Genomic DNA, 25,376 nt, shown 5'->3' on the forward strand with positions numbered 1-25,376 from the left:
CGGGGGGAACGACGCCGATGATCCGCTTCCACACGCTCCTGGCCGGCCTCCTGGCCGGCACGGCCGCGGCGGCCTGCCTGTCAGCGCCCGCTCGGGCCGCCGAGGAGGCCGATCCCGCCGCCATCGTCGCCGCCCAGTTCGCCGCCGGCGGCGACCACAAGGGGGTGCGCGCGAGCGGCGCCAAGGGCGTCTGCCTGACCGGCCGCTTCGCGCCCGCCCCGGACGCCGCCGCCCTGTCCAAGGCGCCGCACTTCGCCAAGGCGGTGCCGGTCACCGCCCGCTTCTCGATGGGCGGCAGCAACCCGAAGGTCTCGGACAAGGCCAAGCCGGTCACCCGCGGCTTCGCGATGCGGATGGCCGACCCGGCCGGGGACATGACCTTCGTGATCATCTCCGCGCCGATGTTCTCCACCAAGACCCCGGCCCAGCTCCTGGAGTTCCTCCAGGTGCGCGCGCCCGGTCCGGACGGCAAGCCGGATGCCGAGAAGATCAAGGCCTTCGCGGCGCAGAACCCCGAGACCGGCCGCCAGGCGGCGTGGCTGAACGCGCGGCCCGTGCCGGCGAGCTTCGCCGGCACCGACTACTGGGCGGTGCACGCCTACACCCTGACCAACGCCAAGGGCGAGAAGACCACCGCCAAGCTGAAGTTCGTGGCCGCCGACAAGGCGACGCTCACCGACGAGGAGCTGAAGGCCAAGCCCGACAGCTTCTACGCGGACGAGTTGAAGGAGCGGCTGGCCAAGGGCCCGGCGCGCTTCGACCTCGTGGCGATCCTCGCCGAGCCGGGCGACCCGACCGCGGACCCGACCGCGACGTGGCCGGAGGAGAGCCGGAAGACCCGGACCCTCGGCACGCTCACGATCGCGGCGATCGAGCCGGACGCCACCTGCGACGCGGCCACCTTCGACCCCGTGGCGGACATGCCCGACGGCATCGCCGGCCCGGCCGACGACCCGATGTTCGCGATCCGCTCGCCGGCCTACGCCGTCTCGCTGTCGCGCCGGGCGAACTGAGCGGCGGCCGCCGGCGCGACCCGCGGGCGTCCGACCGGTCAGGGCTCGCCGGGCTTGAACGGCGGCTCCTTGCCCGGCGGCACGCCCTCCTCGGCCATGCTGAGCAGCATGGCGACCGTCACGTAGGTCCCGGTCAGCGCCGTCAGGTCGACGACGCCCTGCTCGCCGAGCACCGCTTTCGCCCGCGCGAACGTCGCGTCCGAGACCGCGTGCCGGGTCGAGAGTTCCATGCAGAAATCGTACACGGCGGCCTCGTCGGGCTTCATGCCCTCGGGCCGCCGGTTTGCCTTCAGGTCCGCCGCCACCTGCTCCGACAGCCCCGCTTTGATCGCCAGCGGGTAGTGGGCGTACCACTCGACCTGCGAGCGCCAGAGCCGGCCCTGGATCAGGATGGCGAACTCGTTCAGCCGGGTCGGGACCGAGGTGTGCCAGCGCAGGTAGTCGAGCAGGTCGTACATCCGCTGCGCCATCTCGGGGCTGCGGATCATCGGGTTGTAGGGGCCGGCGAGGCCGACGCTCGAGATCTTCAGGATCTTCTCGCCGAGCGGCCGCTGGGCGGGGGTGAGCTGCTCCAGGGTGAGCTGCGGGAAGCGCGGCTCGCCCGCGGCCGCTCCCGGCGGCGTCCGCGCGGCCAGCCAGCCGCCGGCCGCCGCCAGGACGGCCACGGTCGCGGTAAAACCTGCTCTGACCAAGCCCATGTCGATCCCTCCCGTGCGCGGGCTCGCTCTCGGAGCCCCGGCGTCGCGGGCATCTTCGGGCCGGCCGGGCCGGAGGTCCATCCGCGTCGCCGCCGCGCCCGTCGCGCGACCGTCGCCCGATCCGGATCCCGCGCATCCCGGTCCCGCCGGGCCGCGCAGCGTCGACGGCTTCCGGCGCCCGCGCGGTCTCTTAACGCGTCCTTAACCCCGATCGCCTGTAGCATCGTGCGGTAAAGATCGGGTGAAGAGCATGCCGGCCCCCCTGACATGACGGCGAGAGGATGGATCGGTCTGCGCGGTCTCGTCGTCGCGGGCTTCGTCCTCGTGGGCGGCGGCAGCGTCCTGGTCGGGGCGCGGTTCGGCGGGGCGGCCGGCGGCCGCTCGGAGCAGGGGGCGGTGCAGCAGGTCGCGACCGCGGCGGCCGAGCGCTTCGGCGCCGCCTTCGCGGAGATCGGCCGCGACCTGCACCTGGCGGCCGAGAACGCGCTCCTCGCGGGCGACGCCACGGCCCAGACGCAGCGGTTCCTCGAACGCTGGCGGGCGCTGCATCCGGAATACGGCGACGTGCTCCTCGCCGACGCGTCCGGCCGGGTCCTCGCCACGGCGAGCAGCGGCATCTCCGGCGCCGACGTGTCCGGCACGACGTGGTTCACCCGCGGCCGCTCCGGTCTCGTGATCGGCGACGCGAGCGACCGCGGCCGGGGCGACTCGGGCTCGCGCAACCTGATCGTCGCGGCGCCCGTGCGGGCGGCGGGCGGCGCCGGGACCGGCGTCCTGGCGGTTCAACTGACGTCGGACTGGATCGACGGGGTGATCGCCGCCGCGCGCCGGGACCTCGGCGGCTTCGCGGGCGAGACCGCCATCCGCGTCGTCAACGGCGGCGGCCGCACCCTGCACCGCTCCGGCGTGGCGGCGGCGCGGCGCGACGCCGTGGAGGCGACCGTCCCCGTTTCGGACGGTGCCGGGCTCGGCTGGCTGGTCTCCGCCGAGCGGGGACCGGCCCGCATCGACGGTGCCGCCCTGCCCTGGGCCCTCCTCGCGACGGTGATCGCCGCCGCGGCGCTCGCCGGCTGGCTCGTCGGGACGTGGCTGACGCGCGGCCTCGACCGGATCCGGCGCGCGGCGGCCGGCGACGGGCTCGCCACCGGAAGCGCCGTGACCGACCTCGCGCACCTCGCCGAGGCGGTCCGGGCCTGCGTCGACCGCGGTCAGGCCCGCGAACGCCTCCTCGTCGAGGCCCGCGCGGCGCTGGCCCGCAGCCGCGACCGCGTGCGGGCGGTCCGGCTGCTCGGCGGGTTCACGTGCTGGGAGGTCGATCTCCGCAACGGTCAGGTGACCTGGGCGGACGGCTCCGCCGCCGCCGCGAAGAGCGCGTCCGAGCGGGCCTGCGACCTCAACGAGGTTCTCGCCCGCGTCGCCGACGACGACCGCGCTCCGCTGCGGCAGGCGATGCGGGACGCCTGCGCGGAGCCGGGCTCCATCCGCGAGATCCTCGTGCGGACGCTGCCGGGCCCGGACGAGGCCGGGGAGCGCCGCCTGATGCTGCGCCTCACGGCGGTCGCCCGCGACACGCAGCCGATCCGCCTGCACGTGCTCAGCCGCGAGGTCGGGCTGGCGATGCTGCCGCCGTCGCTTTCGGCTGCCCCCCATGCTGAGCCCCTTGCCGAGCCCCCTGCCGAGCCCCTTGCCGAGATCCCGGCCCGCAGCCCCGCCGAGGGATCCGCCTTCCCCGCGCGCGAGATCGTCGCCGGCCTCGCGCGCGACCTCGCGGATGCCATCGCCGCCATCCGCGCCGCGCTGAAGATCGTGGCGCGCGACGCCGCCGACGGCCGCGAAGCCGAGCGGGCCGAGCGGGCGGCCGTGCGGGGCGCCGCCCTCGTCCGGCGGATGCTCGTGCTGGCGCAGGGCGACGCGGACCGGCCGGAGACCGAGGCCGTGCTGGCCGACACGGTCGACCTCATCCGCGCCACGCTCCTGCCCGACGCGATCCTCGCGGTCTCGCAGGACCGGGACCTGCCGCCCCTGCCGTGCAGCGCCCGGCGCTTCGAGGCGGTGCTGCTCAACCTCGCCTGCGACGCGCGGGCGTCGCTCCCGCGGGACGCGGCCCTGTCGCTGACCGTCGACGTCCCCCGCGACGTCCCCCGCACCGGGCAGGACGGGCCGGCCGGCCTGCGCGTCGCCCTGGCCGCCCCCGCCGGCTTCGAGCCGGGGGCGGGCCTCGCCGCCGTCCGCTTCCTCATGGAGGCGCTCGGCGGATCGCTGCGCGTGGCCGCGGCCGACGACGGCACCACCGTGACGCTGCTGTTCCCGCCCGCGCCCGCCGAGTCCGGCGCCAGGGACGGCAGCAAGGACGACGACCGGGACGGCGCAAGGGACGGCGCAAGGGACGACGACCGCGGCGCCGCCGCGGAGCGGGCGGTCCTCCTCGTCGAGCCCGATGCGGTCCTGCGGGCGGCCGCCGCGGATTGCCTGACGCGGGACGGCTACGTCGTCACGGCGGTGGCGTCGAGCGAGGCGGCGCAGGCCGCCCTGGCCGCGCGGCGCGACTTCGCGGTGCTGCTCTGCGCCCACGCCCCGCCCGACCTGAACGGGGTCATGCTCGCCAAGGTCGTCGAGCGGACGCACCCGGCCGTCGCCGTCGTCCTCACCGTCGCGGACGGCGACCGGACCGAGTGGCCGGCGGGATCGCGCGTCCTCGTCAAACCGTTCGGCGCGCGGGATCTGGCGCGGGCCCTCGACGAGGCCCGTTCGCGTCCCCTGCGCGCGGCCTGAGGCCGCGTCCGGGCACGCCCTTCGGGGCCCGGGCGCACGGTACACGACGCGGCGAGCCGAGGGGTATATCCGACCCTCCCCCTCATCCTGAGGTGCCCGCGCGAGCGGGCCTCGAAGGAGACCTCCAGGGATCGCGCGGCCGGCTGGAGGGCTCCTTCGAGGCCTCCGCTGCGCTCCGGCACCTCAGGATGAGGGGATTGGTAGGAGCGGCCGACGCAAACGCCGAACCGTCGTGGACCGTGGGCCGGGCGGCCGTCTCGGCCCGACGCACCCCCCGACGGCGATACCGGAGCGGGGTGATTCAATCTTCGATTGCATAACGCGGCCGCAGCGGCCGCACCCTGCGCTGCGCCCGGATGCGCCACGCCTGTGGTGGTCCGCCGTGCGGCCTTCCGGCGTCGATGCGCGCGCCGCAGTGACCCCGACACCGCCGCAACCGCCTTCGCGAAAGCATCATCGCGCCGGCCACGCGCGTGCGGATCGGGTGCACGGACAAGCCGCGGACGGGCAATACTGCATATTCGCGTTAAAGTTGTAGAACGAGGTCTATAGCGGCCGTCTCACGAGACGATTTACCGATTGTTCACCAAGATCAACTGATATCCCGCCCAGCATCTCCTCGATGTCGGGGACTGGCGCGGAACGCGTGCGGCATGACGAAATCTCGCCTCTCCTCCCGGATCGCCGCGGTGCTGGCCGCGGTCGGCGCGGCCGGCACCGCGCAGGCCGCGGACTGGTACACCGGCGTCGAGGGTGACGGCGTCCGCGACGACTACATCGTCGCGGTCGACGTCTCGGCGAGCGTCACCTCGAACAGCTCCGCCTTCGGCGTGGTCACCGGAACGCTCGCGCCCATCACCCCGCTCAACGAGAGCGGGGCGCGCATCCGCCTTCAGGGCTTGGCGGGCGTCTACACCTATCCGAACTCGGCCGGCCGCACCGTGCGCGGGCAGCAGGAGGAAGCCACGGCGATGTTCGGCTACGAGTGGATCTGGCAGCAGGCCGCGCTGGCCGGCTACGTCGGGTTCAACGTCCGGAACAACGAGTTGTCGATCCTCGATCCCCGCAACCCGGTGGTCGGCACCGGGGTCGGCGCGAAGTTCGCCGCCGACCTCTACCTGAACCCGACGGTGGACTCGCTGGTCTCGGTCAATGCCTCCTACTCGACGCTGTTCCGCGCCTACTACGTCCGCGCCAAGGCCGGCTTCGCGGTCGCCGACGGGGTGTTCGTCGGACCGGAAGTGACGCTGCTCGGCGACGCCTTCTTCAATCAGTGGCGGGTCGGCGCCCACCTCACCGGTTTCGCGATCGGGCCGATGAAGTTCTCGCTCGGGGCGGGCTACACGCGCGACCGGATCCAGAAGGGCGGCTACTACACGACCGTCGAGGCGCGGGCGGCCTTCTGATTTCTACAGTACATCCGACACGAAGACCGTCGCTCAAAACTGCAGATCCGTGGGATCTGCGATCATCGTCCGATCCGGCGCGTCCGGCGAGGTTCAGGAGTTCGACCAGTGCGGGCGGTGTTTGCGCGAACGATCTGGCTGGTCAGCGCGGTCCTGGTGCTGCTCCTGCTGGCCCAGCCGGTGGGGACGACGGTCCAGCTCGAAATGAGCCTCGGCGCGATCGCGCTGATGGTGCTGCTGTGGCTGTTCGTGAAGGGCCGGGCGGGCCGGTCGGTCTTCCTGGCGGTCGGAAGCCTCGTCGTGCTGCGATACCTCTACTGGCGGTTGTCGAGCACCCTGCCGCCGACCAGCGACACCCTCGGCTTCGGCGCGGGCGTGATCCTCGTCGCGGCCGAGGTGTACTGCTTCTACATCCTCATGATCAGCCTGATCGTGAACGCCGATCCGCTCGCGCGCGCGATCGTGCCGGCGGACGGCGCGGACCTGCCGACCGTCGACATCTTCGTGCCGAGCTACAACGAGGACAGCCAGATCCTCGCCGCCACGCTGGCGGCGGCGCGCTCGCTCGACTACCCGGCCGACAGGCTGACCGTCTGGCTCCTCGACGACGGCGGCACCGACCAGAAGTGCTCGGACAATGACTCGGCCAAGGCCGCGAGCGCCCGGGCGCGGAAGGCCTCGTTGCAGGCGCTCTGCCGCGAGCTGGGCGTCTCCTACCTGACGCGCCGCCGCAACGTGCACGCCAAGGCCGGCAACCTCAACAACGGCCTCCAGCACTCCTCCGGCGAGATCGTGCTGGTGCTCGATGCGGACCACGTGCCGTTCCGCTCCCTGCTGCGCGACACGGTCGGGCATTTCGCCCGCGACCCGCGGCTGTTCCTCGTGCAGACCCCGCACGCCTTCCTCAACCCGGACCCGGTGGAGCGCAACCTCAAGACGTTCGAGCGGATGCCCTCCGAGAACGAGATGTTCTACGCGGTCAGCCAGTGCGGCCTCGACAAGTGGAACGGCTCGTTCTTCTGCGGCTCGGCCGCGCTCCTGCGCCGGGCCGCGCTCGAGGAGGCCGGCGGGTTCTCCGGCATCACCATCACCGAGGATTGCGAGACCGCCTTCGAGCTGCACAGCCGCGGCTGGACCAGCGTCTACGTCGACAAGACCCTGATCGCCGGGCTCCAGCCCGAGACGCTGACGGCCTTCATCGGCCAGCGCTCGCGCTGGTGCCAGGGCATGCTCCAGATCATGCTGCTGAAGAACCCGCTGTTCAAGCGCGGCCTCCGGCCGATCCAGCGGCTCTGCTACCTCTCCAGCATGACGTTCTGGTTCTTCCCGATCCCGCGATTGATCTTCATGATCGCGCCGCTGCTGTACATCTTCTTCGACATGAAGATCGTCGTCGCCAACGTCGACGAGGCGATCGCCTACACTGCGACCTACATCGTCGTGAACCTGATGATGCAGAACTACCTGTACGGCCGTGTGCGCTGGCCGTTCGTCTCGGAACTGTACGAGTACGTCCAGGGACTCTTTCTGATCAAGGCGACGGCGGCGGTGATCCTGTCGCCGCGCAAGCCGCAGTTCAACGTGACCGCCAAGAACGTGACCCTCGACCGCGACCAGCTCTCGCCGCTGGCGCTGCCGTTCTTCGTCGTCTTCGCCGTGCTGCTGACCGGGACCTTCGTCGCGGCCTACCGCTACCTGTTCGAGCCGGGCATCACCGATCTGATGCTGGTGGTCGGGCTGTGGAACGCCTTCAACCTGATCACCGCCGGGGCGGCGCTCGGGGTCGCCACCGAGCGGGCCCAGACCGAGCGCAGCCCGTCGCTCGCGGTCGAGCGCCGGGCGGTGCTGACGCTCAACGGCCTCGCGGTCGACGTCGCCGTCGAGCGGATCTCGGCGGCGCGCTGCCGGGTGCGGATGGACGCGATCGTGCCGATGCGGCGCGGCACCGACACCAATCTCGGCGCCCTCTCGGTGCCCCCGCACGACGGGCAACTGCCGGAGGCGGCGCGCGCGGCGATCCCCGTGCGGATCGCGGCGATGACGGCGGCCGGCGAGGAGACGGTCTGCGAGCTGGACTTCGAGCCCCTGCCCCCGGACGCCTACTTCGTCCTCGCCGACCTGATGTACGGCGATGCCCGGGCGATGGCGCGGTTCCAGGAGCGCCGCCGCGGCCACAAGGATCTGGTGTCCGGCACCGCGCAGTTCATCTGGTGGGGTCTCATCGGACCGCTGCGGGCGCTCGCCTGCCTCGGCCGGGGCCAGCCCGAGTCGCGGGCCGACGCGGCCGCCCCGGCCGCCGAGGTGGCGCCCGCGCCGAGCGTGGCGCTCCAGCGGCGCCTCGGCGACGCGGCCTGGCCCGCACCCGCCGCCGCGCCCGCTGCGGCGCGGACCGCACAGGCGGACGCGCCGCGGGCCGCGCCCGCTCCGACGGCGGCCGCGGCGCCCGCGGTCGCCGAGGAGGAGGCGCCGGGCTGGCTGCGCCTGATGCTCGACGCCGAGAACGCGGCCGGGACGCGCGGCCGCCGCGCCGCCGATCTCGGCACCGCCCAACCGGCCCGGGGCTAGGGAGAGCGCCATGATCTCGTCCGCCACGGGCCTCCCCGCGTCGCGGGCCGTGCTGCTGGCCTGCGGCCTGCTCATCGCCGCCGCCGCGCCGGCCTGCGCACAGAGCTTCCTCGGACGCGGCGCGCCGCGCGCGCTGACCCTGCCCGGCGCGGAGGCCGACGCGGCCCCGCGAAGCCCGGCGATGCCGCGGAACGACGCTCCGGTGGCCGCCCCGGCCGGCGCCCCGACCCGGGGCGAGGCGTCGCCCGGCGCCGCGCTGCCGCAGCGGCCGTTCCCCGCCCTCGGCGAGAGCCTGCGCCTGAGCGGCGAGGAGAGCGCCCTGCGCTGGCCGGTCTACGTGACCGCCGAGCAGGCGCGCGAGCGGCTGCGGCTGCGGATCGGCTACCTCGCGGCCATCTCGGTCGTCCCGGAAGCCTCCTTCCTCACCGCGACGGTCAACGACGTGGTCGTCGGCCGCACGACGATCCGCGCCCCCGGGGCGGTGCGGGTCATCGAGTTCGACATCCCGGCCGGCGCCCTGAGGCCGGGCTACAACGCGGTGGAGATCGGCGCGGTCCAGCGCCACCGGGTCGACTGCTCCATCGCCGCCACCTACGAGTTGTGGACGCAGATCGACCCGTCCTGGACCGGCCTCGTGATGCCGGCCGGCGTCGAGGCGCCGCGCGTCCTGCACGACCTCCCGGCGGTGCCGCCCGACGCCGGCGGCGCCGTGCCGATCCGCGTGGTGCTGCGCAACAAGCCCGGCTTCCAGACCTTCGAGAAGATCGTCGGCCTCCTCCAGCGCGTGGCGCTCGCCGGCCGCTACGCCCAGGTCGCGGTCGAGTTCGGCCCCCTCCGGGCCGGGGCCGGCCTCAATCTCGTGATCGGCAGCCCCGACGACCTGCGCGACCTGCCGGGCCTCGACCCGGCCCTGGTCGGCGCGGGCCAGTCGCTCGCTTTCGCCCCGGCCTCGCCCGAGCGCGCCGCGACCCTGGTCGTCCCCGGCGGCGGCCCGGCCGACCTCGACGCGGCGGGCGCGGTGCTCGCCGCCTCCGCCGCGCGCGCCGCCGAGGGCAGCCCGCAGGGACTGCGCCTGCTCGCGCTCGCCGACGGCCTGCGGATGCACGGCGGCGAGACGCTGCCCCTGTCCCGCTTCGGCGTCCAGAACCGGGAGTTCTCCGGCCGGCTGTTCCGCACCGGCTTCGACGTGTCCCTGCCCGCCGACTTCATCGCGGCCGACTACGCCAAGGCGACGCTGGCGCTCGCGGGCGGCTACGCTGCCGGCCTCGACACCGGCGCGCGCGTCATTGTGGACGTGAACGGCCGCAACGTCGTCAGCGACACCCTGCCCCGCGCCGACGGCGACGTGTTTCGCGACGTCGCGATGCCGCTGCCGCTGGAGCGCTGGCGCCCGGGCCGCAACCGGATCGAGATCACCGCCCTGCTGCCGTCGCCGGCCGACCGGACCTGCGCCGACGGCGCGGCCGAGAGCAAGCGCTTCCTGTTCCTCAGCGACACCACCCTGACGATCCCGCCGCTCGCCCGCGCCCTGCGGCTGCCCGACCTCGCCGCGACGGCGAGCGGCGGCCTGCCCTATCTCGACGCCAAGCGCCGGCCGCGGCTGATCGTGCCGGCCCCCGACCGCGAGTCGATGTCCGCCGCGGCGACGATCGCCGTCCGGATGGCGCTCTCGGCCGGCCGCCCGATCCCGTTCGAGATGGGCAACGACGGCGCCCTCCAGGGCCGGGCGCCGACCGTCGTCGTCGGCCCCGCCCGCTCCCTCGACCCGGAGCTGCTGCGGGCGGTCGGCTTCGACCCGGACCAGATCCGCGGCGTCTGGGAGGGGCGCTCCGCGATGACCGCGGTGCCGGCCGATCCCCTGCGGGACGCGGTGCCGGGCCTCAGCCTCGATCGGCTGCGCCGGGACATCCCGCCCTCCTGCGCGCTGCCGGCCTCGGCCGCGCGCGGGGGGATCCCGGGCCTCCGCCGGCCTCAATCGGCCGGATCCGAGGCCGAGTCGCGCGATCTCGCCTCGTCGTGGAGCACGGCGCTCGGCGCGCGCAACGCGGTCGGCGACCGGCTCTCGGACGCCGCCTCCCGGCTCAACGGCGCCCTGGGCGACGGCCTGACCGACATCCGGCACTGGCTCTCCGATCAGGTCCGCGACCGGCCCGTCGCGGTCGGCGCCAGCGCCTCGCTCGCGGTCGGCCAGGGCTTCGCAGGCCTCGACGGCGACGCGACCGTCACCGTCTTCACCGCGCCGAACGCCGCCACGCTCCAGGCGGCGGCGACCTGCCTCGGCGCCCCGATCGTCTGGGAGCAGTTGCAGGGGCGGGCCGCGACCCTCGACGCCAACGAGGGCACGGTCACGACGGTGGCGGCCAACCAGACCCGCATCATCGAGACGGCGCCCCTGTCCCTGGAGAACAGCCGCCTCGTGCTGGCGGGGTGGTTCGCCACCAACCCGAACACCTTCGTGCTGATCCTGCTCGCCGCCGCGGTCGCCCTTGGGCTGAGCACCCGCGCCATGCTGGGCGGGGTCGGGCGCGCCAACGGGGCGGGCCCCGCGGCCAACGATCCGGACTCCGAGCGATGAGCCGTCCCGTCGCACGACGCCTCGCCTTGCCCGCGCGCCTCGCGCTCGGCCTGGGCCTCGCGCTCGCCGCGCCCGTCGCTTCGCGCGGCCAGGACCGGCCGCCGGATGCGGGGCCGGGCCAGACGGCCGGACCCGAGAAGCCCGAGCGCTCCGGGACGGCGCAGCGCCCGGCGGGAGCGGTCCCGATGGTCAACACCCTCGGCGATATCCCGGCGTGGCGCACCTACAAGCGCCGCTTCGTCACCGACCAGGGGCGGGTCGTGGACACCGGCAACAACCGCGTCAGCCACAGCGAGGGGCAGGGCTACGGCATGCTGCTCGCCGTCGCCGCGGGCGACCGCGACGCCTTCCAGCGGATCTGGGGCTGGACGCGGGCCAACCTGATGGTGCGCGGCGATGCCCTGCTGGCCTGGCGCTGGGAGCCGGACAAGCGCCCGGGCGTCGCCGACACCAACGACGCCACGGACGGGGACATCCTGGTCGCCTGGGCGCTCTCCGAGGCGGCCGACGCGTGGTCGGACGAGGGCTACCGCCTCGCGGCCCGGCGCATCGCCGTCGACGTGGCGCGGCGCACGGTCCTGTGGAAGGCGGAGGGCGGGCCCCTGCTGCTGCCCGCCATGGCCGGCTTCTCCGCCGAGGACCGGGCCGACGGGCCGGTCGTGAACCTGTCGTACTGGGTGTTCCCGGCCTTCCCGCGGCTCGCCGCCGTCGCCCCGGAATTCGACTGGACCCGGCTCGACGGCGCCGGCCTCGATCTCGTGCGCCGCGCCCGCTTCGGGCCGGCGCGGCTGCCGACCGAGTGGATCGCCATGCGCGGCGGCACCCCGAAGCCCGCCGAGGGGTTCCCGCCGACCTTCTCCTACAACGCCATCCGCGTGCCGCTGTACCTGGCGATGGCCGGGATCGACGACCGCGGCGTCTACGAGCCGTTCGTCAAGCTCTGGGCCGAGCCGGACCCGGCCGGCCTGCCGATCCTCGACGTGCAGAGCGGGCAGGCCACCGGCCGGTTCCAGGAGCCGGGCTACGCGGCCGTGGCGGCGCTCTCCGCCTGCGCGGCGTCGGGAACCCCGCTGCCCGCGGGCTTCGCCCAACCGTCGCCGGTCGAGAACTACTATCCCGCCACCCTCCATCTCCTGGCGCTCTCCGCCGCCAACGCGAGGTATCGCACATGTCTCGGGCGCTGAAGCGTCGCGGCGCGGCCCTGACGCTCCTGGCCGGGCTCGGCCTGGACGCGACCCTCGAAGCCGCGTCGGCGCAGCCCGCCGCGGAGCCGGTCGAGACGGTCCGGGCCGACCCGCGCCGGGCACCGGTGATCCTCGGGGGCAGCCCCGCCCCGGCCTCGGGGCCGGAGATCGTCGACGAGAGCGGCCTGCGCTACTACGCGGCGCAGCACCAGACCGCCCGGGTCCAGGCCGAGATCGCGCGGCTCAAGCGGCGCTACCCGAACTGGACCGTGCCGACCGATCTCGACACGCTCAAGCCGAGCCCTCCGGAAGAGGCCCCGCTCTGGGACCTGTTCACCGCCGGGCGGATCGACGACGTCCGGGCGGCGATCGCGGCCCGGGAGAGCGCCGATCCGGAGTGGCGCCCGTCGGAGGATCTGACGCGCAAGCTCAACCGCAGCACCCTGCGCGGCGAGATCAAGGCGGCCGAGCGCGACGGGGACTGGAAGGAGATCCTCGCGCGCGTCCGCAGCGTGCCGGGCGCCCTGCGCGACCTCGACCTCGACATCGCGTGGCTCGTCGCGGAGGCCTACGCCCGCACCGGCGACATCGCGCAGGCGACCGCGGCCTACCGCACCATCCTCGCCGGCCAGACCGAGAGCGCGCTGCGGCTGGCCACCGTCCAGAAGGCCCTGGCCAACCTGCCGATCGGCCAGGTCGAATCGCTCCTGGCGCTGGGCCAGCAGGCCGCCGACGGGACGAGCGAGTTCCGGGCGCTGCGCTTCGACATCGCCCGGGCCCGCATCGCCGCGTTCCTGCACGACGAGCCGGCCGGCAGGGTCGACGCGGCCGAACTCGCGGCTCTGGGCGAGCAGGTCCGCAAGGCGGGCGTGGCGGACCAGATGAGCCTCCTGGGCTGGTACGCCTACCGGCGCCGACAGTTCGCGGAGGCCCTGGACTGGTTCAAGGCCGCCATCGCCCGCGGCGGCGATGCCCGGACGGCGACCGGGCTCGCCCTGGCGCTCCGAGCGCTCGGGCAGGAGCGCGAGGCCGAGGAGGTGGCCTACGCGTGGCGCGGCCCGTCCGTGAGCAACACCGCGCTCTACCTGGACATGGTCGGCCAGCGGCTCGCGCAGGGCGACGGCTCGGTGGACGCCGCGCGGCTCGACCGGTTCGCCAAGCTCGTCCTGGCCACGAGTTCCGGCGAGGGCGCCCAGGCGCTCGGCTGGTACGCCTACAACGCCTGCCAGTTCGACGCCGCCCTGGACTGGTTCCGGCGGGCCGCGGCGTGGAAGCCGGCCGAGGGCGCGATCCTGGGCGAGGCGCTGACGCTGAACCGCCTGAAGCGCCCGCGCGAGGCGCTGGAGATCATCAACCGCTACGACGGCCTGTTCCCGTCCGTGGTCGACCTCGCCCTGCCGGCGGATTCGGGGGCTCCCGGCCCCTGCGACCCGGTCCGCCCCGCCGCCCACGCGGCGGTCGCGCGCGCGGCGGCGGTGCCCAAGCCGACGCCCGCCGTCCCGGGCCGGGGCCTGCCGGTCCGCCGCGGGGAGTTCCCGGTCGCGGTATCCGCCGAGAACCCGACGCGCTTCCCCGAACCGGCCGAGCGCGCCCGGGACGGCGAGTACCTCCGGGAACCCCGGGCCCAGGAGCCCCTGGTCGCCCACCGCGTGCCCGGCGTCGGGGCGATGCCCTACGAACGCTACGGCTACACCCTGCTGCCCGCCTGGAACGGCCTCGACCGCCCGACGCCGCCCTCCGCCCAGCCGACACCCCCGGCCGGCACCCTGGCCCAGGCCGAGGCGGGAACGGCCGCCGCCGGCGGCGTGACCCGCACCGCCCGGACGCAGGACGGCGACCGCTTCGGACCCTTCGATACGGCCGGCGCCGGGCCGCGCGGCCCGGGACAGGACCGATGATGCAGCGACCGATCCTCCCGCCCGCCCGACGCCCGGGCCGCCTCGCCGACCTCGGACGCGGGCGTCTGCCGGCGCTCCTCGTCATCCTCGGCGCGGTGCAGGCGCCGGCCCCCGGCCTCGCCGCCCCGAACGCGCCCCTCGTCTCCGTGCCGAACAGCGGACGGGTGGCCTCCGTCGACGAGACCCGCCCCGGCGGGGGCCTGCGCCAGCGGATCACCTACGGCGGCTTCGACGGGGGCTGGGCGGACCTGTCGGTCGGCGCGGCCGGCGCGGGGCGCGGCGGGCTCCTCGGCCGGCCGACCAAGGCCGGCATCGACGCGGAACTCGCCGCCCTCGGGGACGGCCCCTACCGGATCGTCCGGACGCGGACCCACAACGCCTACGGGCCGATCGGCGTCGCGCTCGGCGCCCGCTGCGTCTTCGCGTGGCAGTGGATCGACGACGCCCGCGCGCTCGCGCTTCCGGGCACGACCCTCGGACCGGGACGCACCTCCGCGTCGCTGCGCGTCCGCCATTGCGGCGCCGCATCGCCGGACCGGCTGGTCGCCGATCTCGTCCACCTGCGCCTGGGCGCGGGCCCGGCGGCGCAGGCCGCCGCGTCACGGCCCCGGCGGCGCCCGGCGCCGCGCCCGGCGCCTGCGGCCGAGGCCGCCCCCGTCGAGCCGGCGCCGGTGGTGTCGCTCCCGCCCCCCGCCCGACCGACCGTGACGGTCAACGGCAGCCGGACGCTCATCAGCCTGCCGCCCGCCCCGGGTCCGGGCACAGCGACGGGCCCGTCGCCCGTGGCCGTTCCCATCCCGCGCCCGGGCGCGGCCGGATCCGAGACGTCGGGTGAGCCCCGCTACCTCGCCGATGGCGGCGCGGTCCGGACGGTGGTCCCGGCGCCGTCGGCGCCGAAGCCGCAGCCCCTCTCCTCCGAGCTTCCGGCGCAGGCCTATCGCGGCCCGGCGCCGCCGCCGCTCGGCTGGTGATGGGCGGGCGTCAGCGGACGAGGTACGGACCCGGCAGCCCGGACAGCCCGGGCTGCGGGCGGTAGCAGATGTAGCCGTAGGGGCCGTACCAGCGCGCGCTGCCCAGCCGGCACGGCGGCAACCCGGCGATCGGGCGGACGGCGAGCGGGTATCCGACGGTCACCGCGCGCGCGGGCACCGCCCAAGGGTCGATGGTCCGGTCCCGTCCGGGGCCGGCACAGGCCTCCGAAGAGATGCCCAGCGCGGCGAGCGGCGCGAGAAGACAGGCCGCCGCGTGCCGACGTAGCGCTCGGATCCGCATCGCTCATCGCCTCCCCGTGGGATCGGTCAACGTGCGGCGTGGTTAATCGTTCTGTGCAGCGGCGGGCACCGAGCCGGCGGACCGCTGCGAAGCGGCCGCGACGCGAGGCGCAATGTGGCGCGAGCGGCGCCCGGATCTGTCGGAGAGACGGAAACGACCGGAACGCCGCGACCTCCGGCCACGCAGCACGTGCGGGCCGTCTCGGCGAGCGTTCCAATGAACAATGGTCGGAGTGGCGGGATTCGAACCCACGACCCCTAGTCCCCCAGCCGCCCCTTTGACGGTTTCAGGGGGAGTCAACAAGTCCCATAGGGCTTCACATCTCACTGTCGTAGCGTATCTTTCTGCGTCACGGGATTCCGCCGGGGTTCACGACGTTTCGCGTCGCTGAACCCCGGCTGCACCCCAGGCGGCCGCGGAGACTAGTGCGCGAGATGCCGGTGGTGAATTTAACCGCAACCTACGTGGCCGGCCTCGCCTCCAAGCCGCCGGGCGACCGGGTCGAGATCTGGGACGCCAAGACCCCGGGCCTCTGCCTCCGCGTCGGCCCGACCGGCATCGGCACTTGGTCCTTCAGATATCGGCCCAAGGCCGGCAGCGGATATCAGCGCGTCACTCTCGGCCGCCTCGCTGACCTGACGCTGGCGGACGCGCGCGAGCGCGCCGCCCGGCACCGGGTCAGCGTTTCCGACGGCGGTGACCCGCAGCGTGAGCTGCGGGCGCGGAAGTCCGCGGCAGAGAGCGTCCTGACCTTCGATGCGCTCGCCGAGCGCTACCTTGAGGAGCACGCGAAGGTCTCGAAGGCATCCTGGCAGAACGACTTGGGCTACCTCCGGCGTCCCCGGGCGGCCTGGGGTAAGCGCGCCGCCGCGAGCATCACCCGGCGCGACGCCATCAACCTCCTCGACGCCATCAAGAAAACGGCACCGGTCAGCGCAAATCGAACGCAGACGGTGCTGGTCACCCTGTTCAATTCGGCCGTGGAAGACGCGCTCCTCGAACTCAACCCGATCGCAGGGCTGAAGAAGCGCGCCAAAGAGGTGGCGAAGGACCGCGTGCTGACGGACCGCGAGCTCCGCGTCCTCTGGACGGCCCTCGACCGGACCGCCGGCGTGACCCTCGACGTCGCCGAGGCTCTGAAATTTCTGCTGCTGACCGGCCAGCGGCCGGGCGAGGTCGCTGGCATTGTTCAGGTCGAGCTCCAGGACCTCGACGACCCCGCGAAGGCCTGCTGGCAGGTCCCGGCCGAGCGGATGAAGGCGCGTCGGCTCCATGTCGTCCCCCTCCCCTGCTCCGCACTCAAGATACTGCTAGCCGCCATCGAGCGGCGGCAACTCGATGGCGACGGCAAGCGCGTGTTCGCAAGCCGCTTCGTCTCTCGGGACAACCTCGCCCGGCACTCGCTGAGCCAGGGTCTCAAGCGGCTAATCGCTGGCCTCGAGCCCGACGGCAGCGATGCCGAGGCTGTTGCATCGCTTCAGGAGAAGCCCCCTACCCCGCACGACTTCCGCCGGACGGTCGGCACCGGACTGGCGCGCCTCAAGATCCCGCGCGAGGACCGGAAGGCCGTCCTCGCGCACGTCGAGGACGACGTTCATGGGCGCCATTACGATCGCTATGAGCGGCTCGTCGAGAAGCGAGCCGCCCTGGAGGCGTGGGACCGACATGTCACCTCCGTTGTGGGAGAGCAGACATGACCTCGGAGGCCGTCTGCACCTCCCACACCGAACGTGCTGGCGCCTTCCGGCAGACTTTATGTGCTGCGCTCGGGGGCGAGCACGCGATCGAGCGTTACGGAAGTGAGATCATTCGATCAGCGAGCAACTATATGCGTGAGCGCCGGGTCGGGCTCAGAAGCAAAGCTCGCGCTAAGAAGCTGCGACGGATCGTTGATTTGTGCGGCGATTTAATATCGGAAGTAGCTAACAATCGAGATTGGTTAGACGCAAATTTAGACCCGATCCAATGGGGCGGTGCTGACGTCGAAGAGATCATCCACGATGGTGAACATTCGCCCCTCCGAGCCCTACGCAACGCTCTCGCTGCGACGATTGATGAGGCGCCAGATCAGAGCGTCAAAGAGGCGGTCTACTTTCGCAGACGGTTATGGATCCGTCTTGCAATGATATTTGAGGACGCCACCGAACGAAGAGTTGCCACGTCAAAGAACAAAGATGGCCACATTCAAGGGGATTTTGTTCGTTTCGTTGTTGCAATCTCTGAATGTATCGGTTCGGGTGAGGCTGTAACCTCCGACATGGTCGATCAGTTCGTTGATCGGTACCGGAGTTCGGAGAGTGCCGACCTTCGTGACGAGATAGCAGAGCTTCGGATGCTTGCCGCCGCGGTGGAAAGCGCCGGGTAGGGGTAAATCGCTCGCGAAAAAATTGTCATCGACCCCCGTCACGGCGCGACGGGCTGTGTCTACTCAGACGGCTACCCATCGTTTCGGAGGTAGCCATGACGTCCCGGTACATCACCCAACGCGAAGTCGAGGAGAAGATCGGCCTGTCCGGCGCAACCCTTCATCGGCTCCGCCGCAAGGGCCGTTTCCCCGATCCAATCAGGATCGGGGAGCGCCGCATCGCCTGGCCCGAGCACGAGATCGATTCGTGGCTGGCCACGCGCGAGCGCCAGCCCCTCCGTTCCGCGACCGCAGCGTGAGGGGGGGTCGACCATGAGTTTCACCGGTACGCCGCAGGCCGCCTGAGATGCCTGCCGCAGCCTTTGACGCCGATCGGTTCGCCAAGGTCCGCGTACTTCACGACCGGACGGACATCCCTGGCGAGCGCGCGGCCGCCGCGAGCCGCATGGAAGCCATGGCGAAGGCCGCGGGCCTGACACTCGTACAGGCACTCCGTAGGCTGGATGGAGGGAAGACGGCCGCACCTCGGAAGCCGCGCAAGAAGGCTGAGCCGCAGCAGGAAGAGCGCGCGTGGTCACCCGAATGGCAACGCGTCGTCCAGGAGTACGGCTCGGAATCGGCCGTGTTCGCTCGTGGACCGTGGGAGCAGGCTCTCGTTGCGGCATGCGCGCGGTTCACCATCCGCAAGAAGACGGCAGGCTGGCCGATCGGCAGCCTATGGGGCTGGAGCGCCATCTCGGTGAAGGATCCAGCGCCGGAGATCGTCGCCGCCGTCGAGGCGGCCTATCCGATGCCAGCGAGCGTCCAGCAGGCATGGGCCGAATACCAGTACTGGGACAAGCTCGGGCGTGATCGAGAAGCACGCGGAGCCGGCTACGGCGATCCCTCGGCACCGGTGGCCCTGCGCGAGCAGCTCGTCGAGCGTCTCCTCAACACGCTCCCTGCCCGATCGCTCAACGACATGCGCGCTCGCCTGTCGTGGATGGAGCACACGAACCAGTCTGGGATGACGCCTGACCCTGAAACTCAGTCTGCTCTGCTCACCGCCCTGCGCGCTGATTTCGAACGCATGGCTTCCTGCCTGAAACGGCGATCATCTCGAACGGGGGAACGCATATGAGCGACGTCTCCGATCTGCCGCTCTTCAGCGGCACCCCAGCTGTCGAATCACGACCGGCGCCGAAGAAGCGCCGCCCGCGAGAGCACAAGCTCGTGGTCGAGCTTGTGCCGACCTATCTCGATGCAACTGAGCCGCCTGCTGAGAAGGCAACGGTCCTGGCGTTCCCGGCCAGTCGGGACGTGCGTCTCGTCGCGGATCTCGCGCAGGCCTTCATGGCTCTCCGCGAGCGCCACGGCCGTCGCTGCCGCGCCATGCTGCTGGACAAGCGGTTCCGGCCGATCGGCGCGCGCTTGCGTAAACTCGGCATCCCCGCCGACGTCGTGCAGGATGAACTCGCACGGCTCGAGAAGGCCGTTGCTCGTGTCGTGTGGATCCACGATGGGCGACCGGCTTGCGGATCCGGCGGAGGGTCGGCTGCGTGACGAGCGTGAATGCCGGCCGTCCGCCGCCTTCCGGCAACGACAGCAGCACCGAGCCGACCGACCTCGATCCTCTGAGTGGTCAAGGCGAGACCGCGAGACCAGGAGAGCCGGCGAACGGCAAGGGTGCAGCCCGGGACGTCTTCCTCTGGCTCAGGCAGATCGCTCGAGATCCTAACCTGACGCCCCTCGGCTACCGCGTAGCTATCGAGCTCAGTCAGTGCGTAGACCGCAGGAAGGGGTATGCGCATCCATCTCTCAAGAAGGTAGCCGATGACCTGGACGTGACGAGGCGAGGCGTCCAACTTGTGGTACGTCAGCTTCAGAACCACGGGCATCTGGACGTCGTCTTCAGCCGAGGCTCTGGCCACGCCAATCGGTACCGGTTGAAGCTGGATCCTGGGAAGCGGGGGGCGGCATGACCTCCTGCCAGATCGGCCGTGGGATCGGGGTCAGAAACGCGAACAGCTTCTTCACGGGGGGCGCGAACAGCTTGTTCGCGTTTCCAGCCTCGCAGAAACGCGAACATGCTTGTTCGCGAGGGGGGCGAACGAGCTTGTTCACGACGGTCGCGAACAAGCTTGTTCATCCTATCTATGTCTCTACCAGGACCTCTCTAGGATTCTGGCATGCCGCGAGCGGCCGGCGGTCGGCGCCTCCAGGCGTCCGATCCGTCCGGCGCGCCTCCAGCTTGCACGGCCGGGCTTCCGGCAGACCCGCAGCCTCTCTGGTCCTCAGAATCGCGACGCCGCTCCAGTCGTGCAGACCGGTTGCTGGTGTTGCCGGCCGCCATCGAGCTGATGGTGCCCCCACGGGAGACTGTGCGGGGCGCATCTTGGGATTTCCCAAGATACTCAGCAATTTTTGCTGGTCGGAGCGATGCGACGAGCGCGTGACCGCTCGCGCCCCCTTTCGGGGGACGCGGTCACGACGCTCTGTCACCGTCGCGGCCTCAGAATGTCACAACGGCCACCCGCAGCGTCACGGCGCGAGGCAGCCGCAGCGCTGCTCCGCGCAGCGCTGTCACGGCGAAGATGCCGGATGTCACGCTGAAGCACGCGGACGTCACACGGCGCACTCCCTCATGTCCCTCACTGGCTCGCTCGCCGCTGAAGACACGCGGTGCACGCGTGTCACCCTCCAGGGCCAAGCGCGACTGCAACCCGCCACCGTGTCCGCCGTTGGTCAGTCGGACCTTCGTGCCACGCCGGAGAGCGGCAATGCTCGCTTTCGTCCTGCCTGCGCTGCTGACGGCTTCGCTCATCGTCGGGCTCGTGCTCCCGCACAGCGTCGTGCTGGCCCTCTCCGCGGCGCTCCTGACCGCGTGCTTGGTGTTCTTCGTGATCGCGAGTTGGGATGGTGCGCGCCGCCACGGCAGTCACCAGGACTAGACCCGAGTTGCAGTCGCTGGGCTTGTGTAGCGGTATTGCCCGAACCTCGGCCGCAACGAATAGCGGCATCGACCGTTGGCAAGCCTGTTGCTCGCTCAATAGCGAGGTCTTCGGTTGCTCGATATCGTTCTGCCCGCCCTACTCGTCGCCCCTATTGTAGCGGCGCTGGTTTGGTCTCACGGACCGCTACTCGCCGTTCTCGCAGGGTCGCTGAGCTCCTGCGCCGCCGTCCTCGCGATGGCGACGTGCAGGCTCATCCTCGGGAGCAACAACAGCGAGCAGACCGAGGCAGAGCTTCAACGCAGCCGCGACGCCAGCGTCCTCGCTCGCGAGCCGTCGCGCTCCGGCAACTGACGCCGCCGCCTGCCCCCGAGACGTCGGACAGCACGGCCGCCCCGGTGAGATCCCCTCACCAGGCCGTCCGACCGTGCGCGCCATACCCCCGGAATAGGACTTTAGGGACCGTAGACCGCCCTGGCGGCCATGCGGCGAGTAGAGGCGCCATCATCGACCTTATCGGCCGGTCATCAATTCCGACTTTACTTAACCCGGAGGCCCACCGTGGCATCTGCAAACAGCATCGATATCAAGGGCTTGCGGATCGGTCTCACTGCTGCTGCGGACCTGATCGGTAAATCGAAGGTCTGGGTCCGACATCTCGTGAAGGACGGCTACATCCCCGAGCCGAGCCCGGACGGCTACCTCGCTACCGATGTGGCGCGCGGCGCGCTTCGCTTCCGGGAAGATGAGGATCGGCGGGCGTCTCAGACGGCCGGCGAGAACAGGATCCGCGACCTGCGGGCCGACGCGCTCGCCCTTCGCCTCGAACGCGAGAGCGGCGCGCTCGTGTCCGAGGCGCAGGCGGCCGGCTGGGAGGTGTTCGAGGAACAGGCTGGGCAGCTTCGAGCCGGGGTGATGGCCGTGCCGGCCCGCCACGTGAAGGATCTAGCTCTCCGACGAAAGCTCGAGGACGATCTCGCGACTGAGTTCGGTGTGGCGTCCAAGAGGGCTGCCGACGAGGCATCCGGCGTAAGTCCGCAGGCTCCAAACCGGGCGCCCCGACGGTCTGCACGGTCGCGGAAGCCGAAAATTGCCGCGTAAGTCCGGCTGTCGAGCGCGCATCCGCCTAGCCAGCATATAATTAATGATCGTAATAAAAAAGGAAAGATGATGGCCAAAAATAACATTCGTCATATCGATCCGAATGTCAGCGCACTGTTTGATAGAATGGATATCCTTAAAGAAGGCATGACAATGATCTATGAAATGCTAGACGAACTTCCGAGGCGATTTGAGGATCCTCAGGTGCGATCCGAGGCGGCTGAAATGGCGGCTGTCATAGCCCAGGAGCTTACGGGCAAGGTTCGCGTCGTGATGGAGCGTCGGCAGGACCTGATCAGCAAGCGCGATGCGAGGGAAGCTGTTCACAAGGCCGGTGATGGCAACTCGGCCTGATGAGCGCCAGGCCGCGTTGGTCGAGCGGCGCCGCGCCTCGAGGCGCGGCCGCCCGCAGGGCTCGACGGTGCCGCTGCTCCAGCACCCGCGACGGTTCGAGTCCGCGGCATGGACGATGGCGACGCTCAGCCTCGGGCTCGGACCGGCGAACGCCGGGGCAGCGGTGGCCGGGCTGTTCAGCACGCGCCCCATCAGAGCCGAGGCCGTCGGCGAACTCGTCCTGCAACTGAGCACCGGTGTCGATCACGCTACGCTGAAGGGGCGCGCTGACAGCATCCGGCGGCGTGCTGAGGCCGCGCTGCAGGATCGGACCGACGCGGAGGAGGTCTGGATCGTAGAGAGCTGCAGCGCCCTTCTCCGGCTGGTGCTGTCCGAGGGCGACGCCGGCAGGATGGCGCCGCCGCTCGACGAGCTGCGCGCGCTCGGCTGGGGGCCTACGCTCGCCCGGATCGCCGCCCGCCTCGATGCCGCGTTCCGCTCGAACCTGCCGCCGGTCGAGGGGCCGATCCCCCGCCAAGCCTTGCGGCTCGCCGAGGCGTTGGCGCTGGAAACCAAAGCATCGGAGTGACTTAGCTCATCCATTTTTTCCGGATGGAACCTCCGGTCCAGCCGCGACACCCTCGCGGGCATGGATCTCAGAACGCTCCTGTCCGCCACCGCTCCGGCCGCCATCGGAAGCGCCCTCGGCACCGCCCAGGCTGCCCTCGGCGCTGCAGTCGCCCAGCGAAACGCCGCGCAGCGCCGCTGGAAGGACGCCCTCCTCGGCGACGACCTCGGCGAGTCGATCGCCGCCCGCGCCGCGCTCGGCGCGGCCGGGGTCGATGTCGAGCGCGCCGAGGCGGTCGTCGAGCGGCTCACGGGTCGACTCTCCGGAGGCGCCTTCTGATGTCGGCGACCCTCCACCACATCGCCGGTCTCGTGCTCAACCGGCCGCTGATGCTCCTCCCCTCGAAGTTGGAGACGGTGGCGGCCGTCCTCGGCGGCCGCATCGGGGTCGACGCCTCCGGCCTCACGCCGGAGGCCTCGCGCTTCGTCGGGTCCTACGTCGATCGCGACGGCACGGGATCGCAGGGCACCCTCCCATACCGGCGCACGGCCGACGGCACGGCCGTGATCCCGGTCATCGGCTCCACGGTCAACCGTGGGGCCTGGATCGGCGCCAGTTCCGGTCTGGTCTCCTACGAGGGTGTGAAATTCCAGCTCGCCCATGCCGCCGAAGACAGCCGTACCCGCGCCGTGCTCCTCGACTTCGAGTGCCCCGGCGGCGAGGCGGTCGGCGCCTTCGAGGCGGCGGCCGTCGTCAGGCAGGTGGCAGCCAAGAAGCCCGTCGTCGCGGTGGTGAACGGCCTGTGCGCCTCCGCCGCCTACGCGATGGCGAGCGGCGCCACCAGGATCATCACCACGCCCTCGGGGATCTCAGGCTCGATCGGCGTCGTCATGCTCCACACCGACGTGTCCGGCGCCCTGGCCAAGGCCGGGGTGAAGCCGACCCTCATCTACGCGGGCGCGCACAAGGTCGATGGGAACCCCTACGGCCCCCTCCCGGACAGCGTCGCGGCGAGCCTGAAAGCCGAGATCGAAGCCTTCTACGGCGCCTTCATCGACTGCGTGGCCGCCGGCCGCAAAAACCTGTCGGCCGCTGCGATCCGCGGGACCGAAGCGAGTACGTTCATCGGCGCGGCGGCCGTCGCCGCCGGCCTCGCCGACGCCGTCGGCACCTTCGAGAGCGCCCTCGCCGACCTCTCGGCCGGGCGGATCAGCGCCACCACCGCACAGGGAACCCCCACCGTGACACACACCGCGCGCCAGCCTGGCGCCTCGGGCCCGGCGCCGGCCGGGTCGATCGATTGGGACACCGTGGTCGCCGAGCAGAATGCCCGCTTGGATCTCACCCCCGGGGTGAGCCCGAAGGCGGTCTACGGCCAGCGCCGGGCGATCATTGAAGGCCGCTCCGGTCCTCCGATTGGCAACGGTTGGGACGAGACCATCGAGAAGCAGAACGCGGCGCTTCGTGCGTCCCGCGGCGTGTCGCCCGATGCGGTCTACGCCAGCCGCCGGGAGCAGGCGGCGACCGCGCAGGCATCGGGCGGCGCGGCCAGCGAGACGATCAACTGGGACGAGGTGGTGGATCGGGTCAACGCTGACGCCGGTCTCCGCCGCGGACCGAATGCGGCCGGCGTCTACGCCGCTCGCCGCGCTCAGACCGGGGGCGACCGATGATGAAGGTCCTCAAGGGATTGCTCGGCCTCGCGCAGCGCGAGGACGCCACCACCGGCGAGCTCGCGCCTTCGCTGCCGACGGCCGAGGCGGAGCTCGTCGCGGCGCGGGAGGCACAGGCGGCGGCCGAGGCGGCCTACAAGGCCAACCTCCTCACCAGCGATGACACCGGCCTGCGCCGCCTCGTCGAGGCCCGCACCGATGCCGGTGTCCGGGTCGACCGGGCGACCGCCCTGGTGGAAGCCCTGCGCGAGCGCCTCGCCGAGGCCGAGGCGCGGGAGGCCGAGGCCGCCCGTGTCCAACGGTACGAGGCGGCGCGGCGGCAGGCCGATGATGCTGCGGCCGCTCTGCGTGAGATGTACCCGCACCTCGCGCAGGGCCTTGTCGACCTCTTGCGCGGTGTCGCCGAGGCCGAGATCGCCGTGTCGGATGTGAACGCCGACCTCCCGCGCGGTGCCGAACGCATCCCGAGCGTCGAGGGTAGCGTGCGTGACGTGCCGGGCACCCCGCGGCAATTCATCTCGGAGGAGACCGTCGAGCGGTGGTGCCGCCCGGGCGAGCGGATGCCGGGCGCCTTGGACCAAAGCCGCGTCCGGATCGGCCATGACCGTAGGGGTTACGTCCAGCCATCATCCGGTCAGATCGAGTACCTGGTGAAGCGCACCTACACCGAACGGCGGTTCATCGAGAGCATCCCCGGGAACCCTGCATACGATCTCGCCGTGCGCCTGAGCCTGCCGGGCCTGCGGGCTGACGACGCTCCCTTCTTCAAGCCGGCAGACCCGATGGTCACCCCCGGGCCGCGCGGGGTCCTGCGCATGCTCAATAGCCTTGCGGCGCAGGCCGCTGGCAGATCGACGCCGCGGGCGTCGGCCGAGCAAGTCGAGCTTGAGCTGATCGGCGCAGTCGATCTGGAGGAAGATCTCCGCCAGACGGCTACCCTCGCCGACAAGCTCGCTGGGCGGGCGTGAGTTTCGCCGGGCGCACAAGGCGCCCGGCAACACAGTGCGGGGCGATACCTTGCGG

At 72.0% G+C, this 25,376-nt stretch carries 22 protein-coding genes; 20 read left to right on the forward strand and 2 right to left on the reverse strand.

From position 1 onward, the window contains the following. The first annotated feature begins 17 nt into the window (after positions 1-17). On the forward strand, positions 18-1,013 hold the full coding sequence (locus tag Q8W71_RS07215) for a catalase family peroxidase (protein ID WP_305524665.1): 996 nt from the start codon (positions 18-20) through the stop codon (positions 1,011-1,013). Positions 1,014-1,051: 38 nt separating this feature from the next. Here Q8W71_RS07215 and Q8W71_RS07220 read toward each other — a convergent pair whose 3' ends face one another. Further along, positions 1,052-1,711 (reverse strand): carboxymuconolactone decarboxylase family protein, encoded by a 660-nt coding sequence (locus tag Q8W71_RS07220; protein ID WP_305524666.1) that lies wholly within the window; start codon positions 1,709-1,711, stop codon positions 1,052-1,054. Positions 1,712-1,978: 267 nt separating this feature from the next. On the opposite strand from Q8W71_RS07220, the gene Q8W71_RS07225 reads away from it, so the two are divergent. From Q8W71_RS07225 to bcsN, 7 genes are all read left to right on the forward strand, one after another. Continuing rightward, entirely contained in the window at positions 1,979-4,483 is a 2,505-nt protein-coding gene (locus Q8W71_RS07225; RefSeq protein ID WP_305524667.1) for a response regulator, read from the forward strand. A 653-nt stretch (positions 4,484-5,136) separates the two neighbouring features. Continuing rightward, positions 5,137-5,889: a cellulose biosynthesis protein BcsS gene (gene bcsS / locus Q8W71_RS07230; RefSeq protein WP_305524668.1), complete on the forward strand. Its 753-nt coding sequence runs from the start codon at positions 5,137-5,139 to the stop codon at positions 5,887-5,889. Between the two features lie 108 nt (positions 5,890-5,997). Then, entirely contained in the window at positions 5,998-8,454 is a 2,457-nt protein-coding gene (gene bcsA, locus Q8W71_RS07235) for a UDP-forming cellulose synthase catalytic subunit (RefSeq protein WP_305524669.1), read from the forward strand. Positions 8,455-8,464: 10 nt separating this feature from the next. Next, complete coding sequence (locus Q8W71_RS07240; RefSeq protein ID WP_305524670.1) at positions 8,465-11,029, forward strand: cellulose biosynthesis cyclic di-GMP-binding regulatory protein BcsB; 2,565 nt, start codon at positions 8,465-8,467, stop codon at positions 11,027-11,029. After that, positions 11,026-12,213 (forward strand): glycosyl hydrolase family 8, encoded by a 1,188-nt coding sequence (locus Q8W71_RS07245; RefSeq protein WP_305524671.1) that lies wholly within the window; start codon positions 11,026-11,028, stop codon positions 12,211-12,213. The genes Q8W71_RS07240 and Q8W71_RS07245 overlap by 4 nt, the downstream gene beginning before the upstream one ends. Then, entirely contained in the window at positions 12,198-14,111 is a 1,914-nt protein-coding gene (locus Q8W71_RS07250; protein ID WP_305524672.1) for a tetratricopeptide repeat protein, read from the forward strand. The genes Q8W71_RS07245 and Q8W71_RS07250 overlap by 16 nt, the downstream gene beginning before the upstream one ends. Further along, a complete protein-coding gene (bcsN, locus tag Q8W71_RS07255; RefSeq protein WP_305524673.1) occupies positions 14,108-15,082 on the forward strand; it encodes a cellulose biosynthesis protein BcsN in 975 nt (324 codons plus the stop codon). The genes Q8W71_RS07250 and bcsN overlap by 4 nt, the downstream gene beginning before the upstream one ends. A gap of 10 nt (positions 15,083-15,092) precedes the next feature. Here the strand turns inward: bcsN and Q8W71_RS07260 are convergent, their stop codons facing one another. Continuing rightward, positions 15,093-15,245 carry a hypothetical protein gene (locus Q8W71_RS07260; protein ID WP_305524674.1) on the reverse strand — a complete coding sequence of 51 codons (153 nt, stop codon included), beginning with the start codon at positions 15,243-15,245 and terminating at the stop codon, positions 15,093-15,095. Between the two features lie 572 nt (positions 15,246-15,817). On the opposite strand from Q8W71_RS07260, the gene Q8W71_RS07265 reads away from it, so the two are divergent. The 12 genes from Q8W71_RS07265 (at position 15,818) to Q8W71_RS07320 (ending at position 25,321) form a co-directional block, all read left to right on the forward strand. Continuing rightward, the gene (locus Q8W71_RS07265; RefSeq protein ID WP_305524791.1) at positions 15,818-17,080 is read left to right on the forward strand and encodes a tyrosine-type recombinase/integrase; all 1,263 of its coding nucleotides are present in this window, start codon (positions 15,818-15,820) and stop codon (positions 17,078-17,080) included. Next, positions 17,077-17,748 (forward strand): hypothetical protein, encoded by a 672-nt coding sequence (locus Q8W71_RS07270; protein ID WP_305524675.1) that lies wholly within the window; start codon positions 17,077-17,079, stop codon positions 17,746-17,748. Before Q8W71_RS07265 ends, Q8W71_RS07270 begins: the two co-directional genes overlap by 4 nt. Positions 17,749-17,843: 95 nt before the next feature. After that, on the forward strand, positions 17,844-18,047 hold the full coding sequence (locus Q8W71_RS07275; protein ID WP_305524676.1) for a helix-turn-helix transcriptional regulator: 204 nt from the start codon (positions 17,844-17,846) through the stop codon (positions 18,045-18,047). A gap of 47 nt (positions 18,048-18,094) precedes the next feature. Next, positions 18,095-18,868, forward strand: coding sequence for a hypothetical protein (locus tag Q8W71_RS07280; RefSeq protein WP_305524677.1), 774 nt, complete (start codon positions 18,095-18,097; stop codon positions 18,866-18,868). Next, entirely contained in the window at positions 18,865-19,290 is a 426-nt protein-coding gene (locus tag Q8W71_RS07285; RefSeq protein ID WP_305524678.1) for a DUF6074 family protein, read from the forward strand. Before Q8W71_RS07280 ends, Q8W71_RS07285 begins: the two co-directional genes overlap by 4 nt. Before the next feature lie 1,217 nt (positions 19,291-20,507). Then, positions 20,508-20,678 carry a hypothetical protein gene (locus Q8W71_RS07290; protein WP_305524679.1) on the forward strand — a complete coding sequence of 57 codons (171 nt, stop codon included), beginning with the start codon at positions 20,508-20,510 and terminating at the stop codon, positions 20,676-20,678. A 561-nt stretch (positions 20,679-21,239) separates the two neighbouring features. Further along, entirely contained in the window at positions 21,240-21,779 is a 540-nt protein-coding gene (locus Q8W71_RS07295; protein ID WP_305524680.1) for a hypothetical protein, read from the forward strand. Positions 21,780-21,845: 66 nt separating this feature from the next. Beyond that, positions 21,846-22,133 (forward strand): hypothetical protein, encoded by a 288-nt coding sequence (locus Q8W71_RS07300; protein ID WP_305524681.1) that lies wholly within the window; start codon positions 21,846-21,848, stop codon positions 22,131-22,133. A 115-nt stretch (positions 22,134-22,248) separates the two neighbouring features. Beyond that, positions 22,249-22,701 carry a hypothetical protein gene (locus tag Q8W71_RS07305; protein WP_305524682.1) on the forward strand — a complete coding sequence of 151 codons (453 nt, stop codon included), beginning with the start codon at positions 22,249-22,251 and terminating at the stop codon, positions 22,699-22,701. A 60-nt stretch (positions 22,702-22,761) separates the two neighbouring features. After that, positions 22,762-23,019, forward strand: a complete 258-nt coding sequence (locus tag Q8W71_RS07310) for a hypothetical protein (protein WP_305524683.1) — start codon at positions 22,762-22,764, stop codon at positions 23,017-23,019. Beyond that, on the forward strand, positions 23,019-24,353 hold the full coding sequence (locus Q8W71_RS07315; RefSeq protein ID WP_305524684.1) for a S49 family peptidase: 1,335 nt from the start codon (positions 23,019-23,021) through the stop codon (positions 24,351-24,353). The genes Q8W71_RS07310 and Q8W71_RS07315 overlap by 1 nt, the downstream gene beginning before the upstream one ends. Then, a complete protein-coding gene (locus Q8W71_RS07320; RefSeq protein WP_305524685.1) occupies positions 24,350-25,321 on the forward strand; it encodes a hypothetical protein in 972 nt (323 codons plus the stop codon). The genes Q8W71_RS07315 and Q8W71_RS07320 overlap by 4 nt, the downstream gene beginning before the upstream one ends. Positions 25,322-25,376: the final 55 nt, after the last annotated feature.

This window comes from Methylobacterium amylolyticum, assembly GCF_030700245.1.
Classification (GTDB): Bacteria; Pseudomonadota; Alphaproteobacteria; order Rhizobiales; family Beijerinckiaceae; genus Methylobacterium.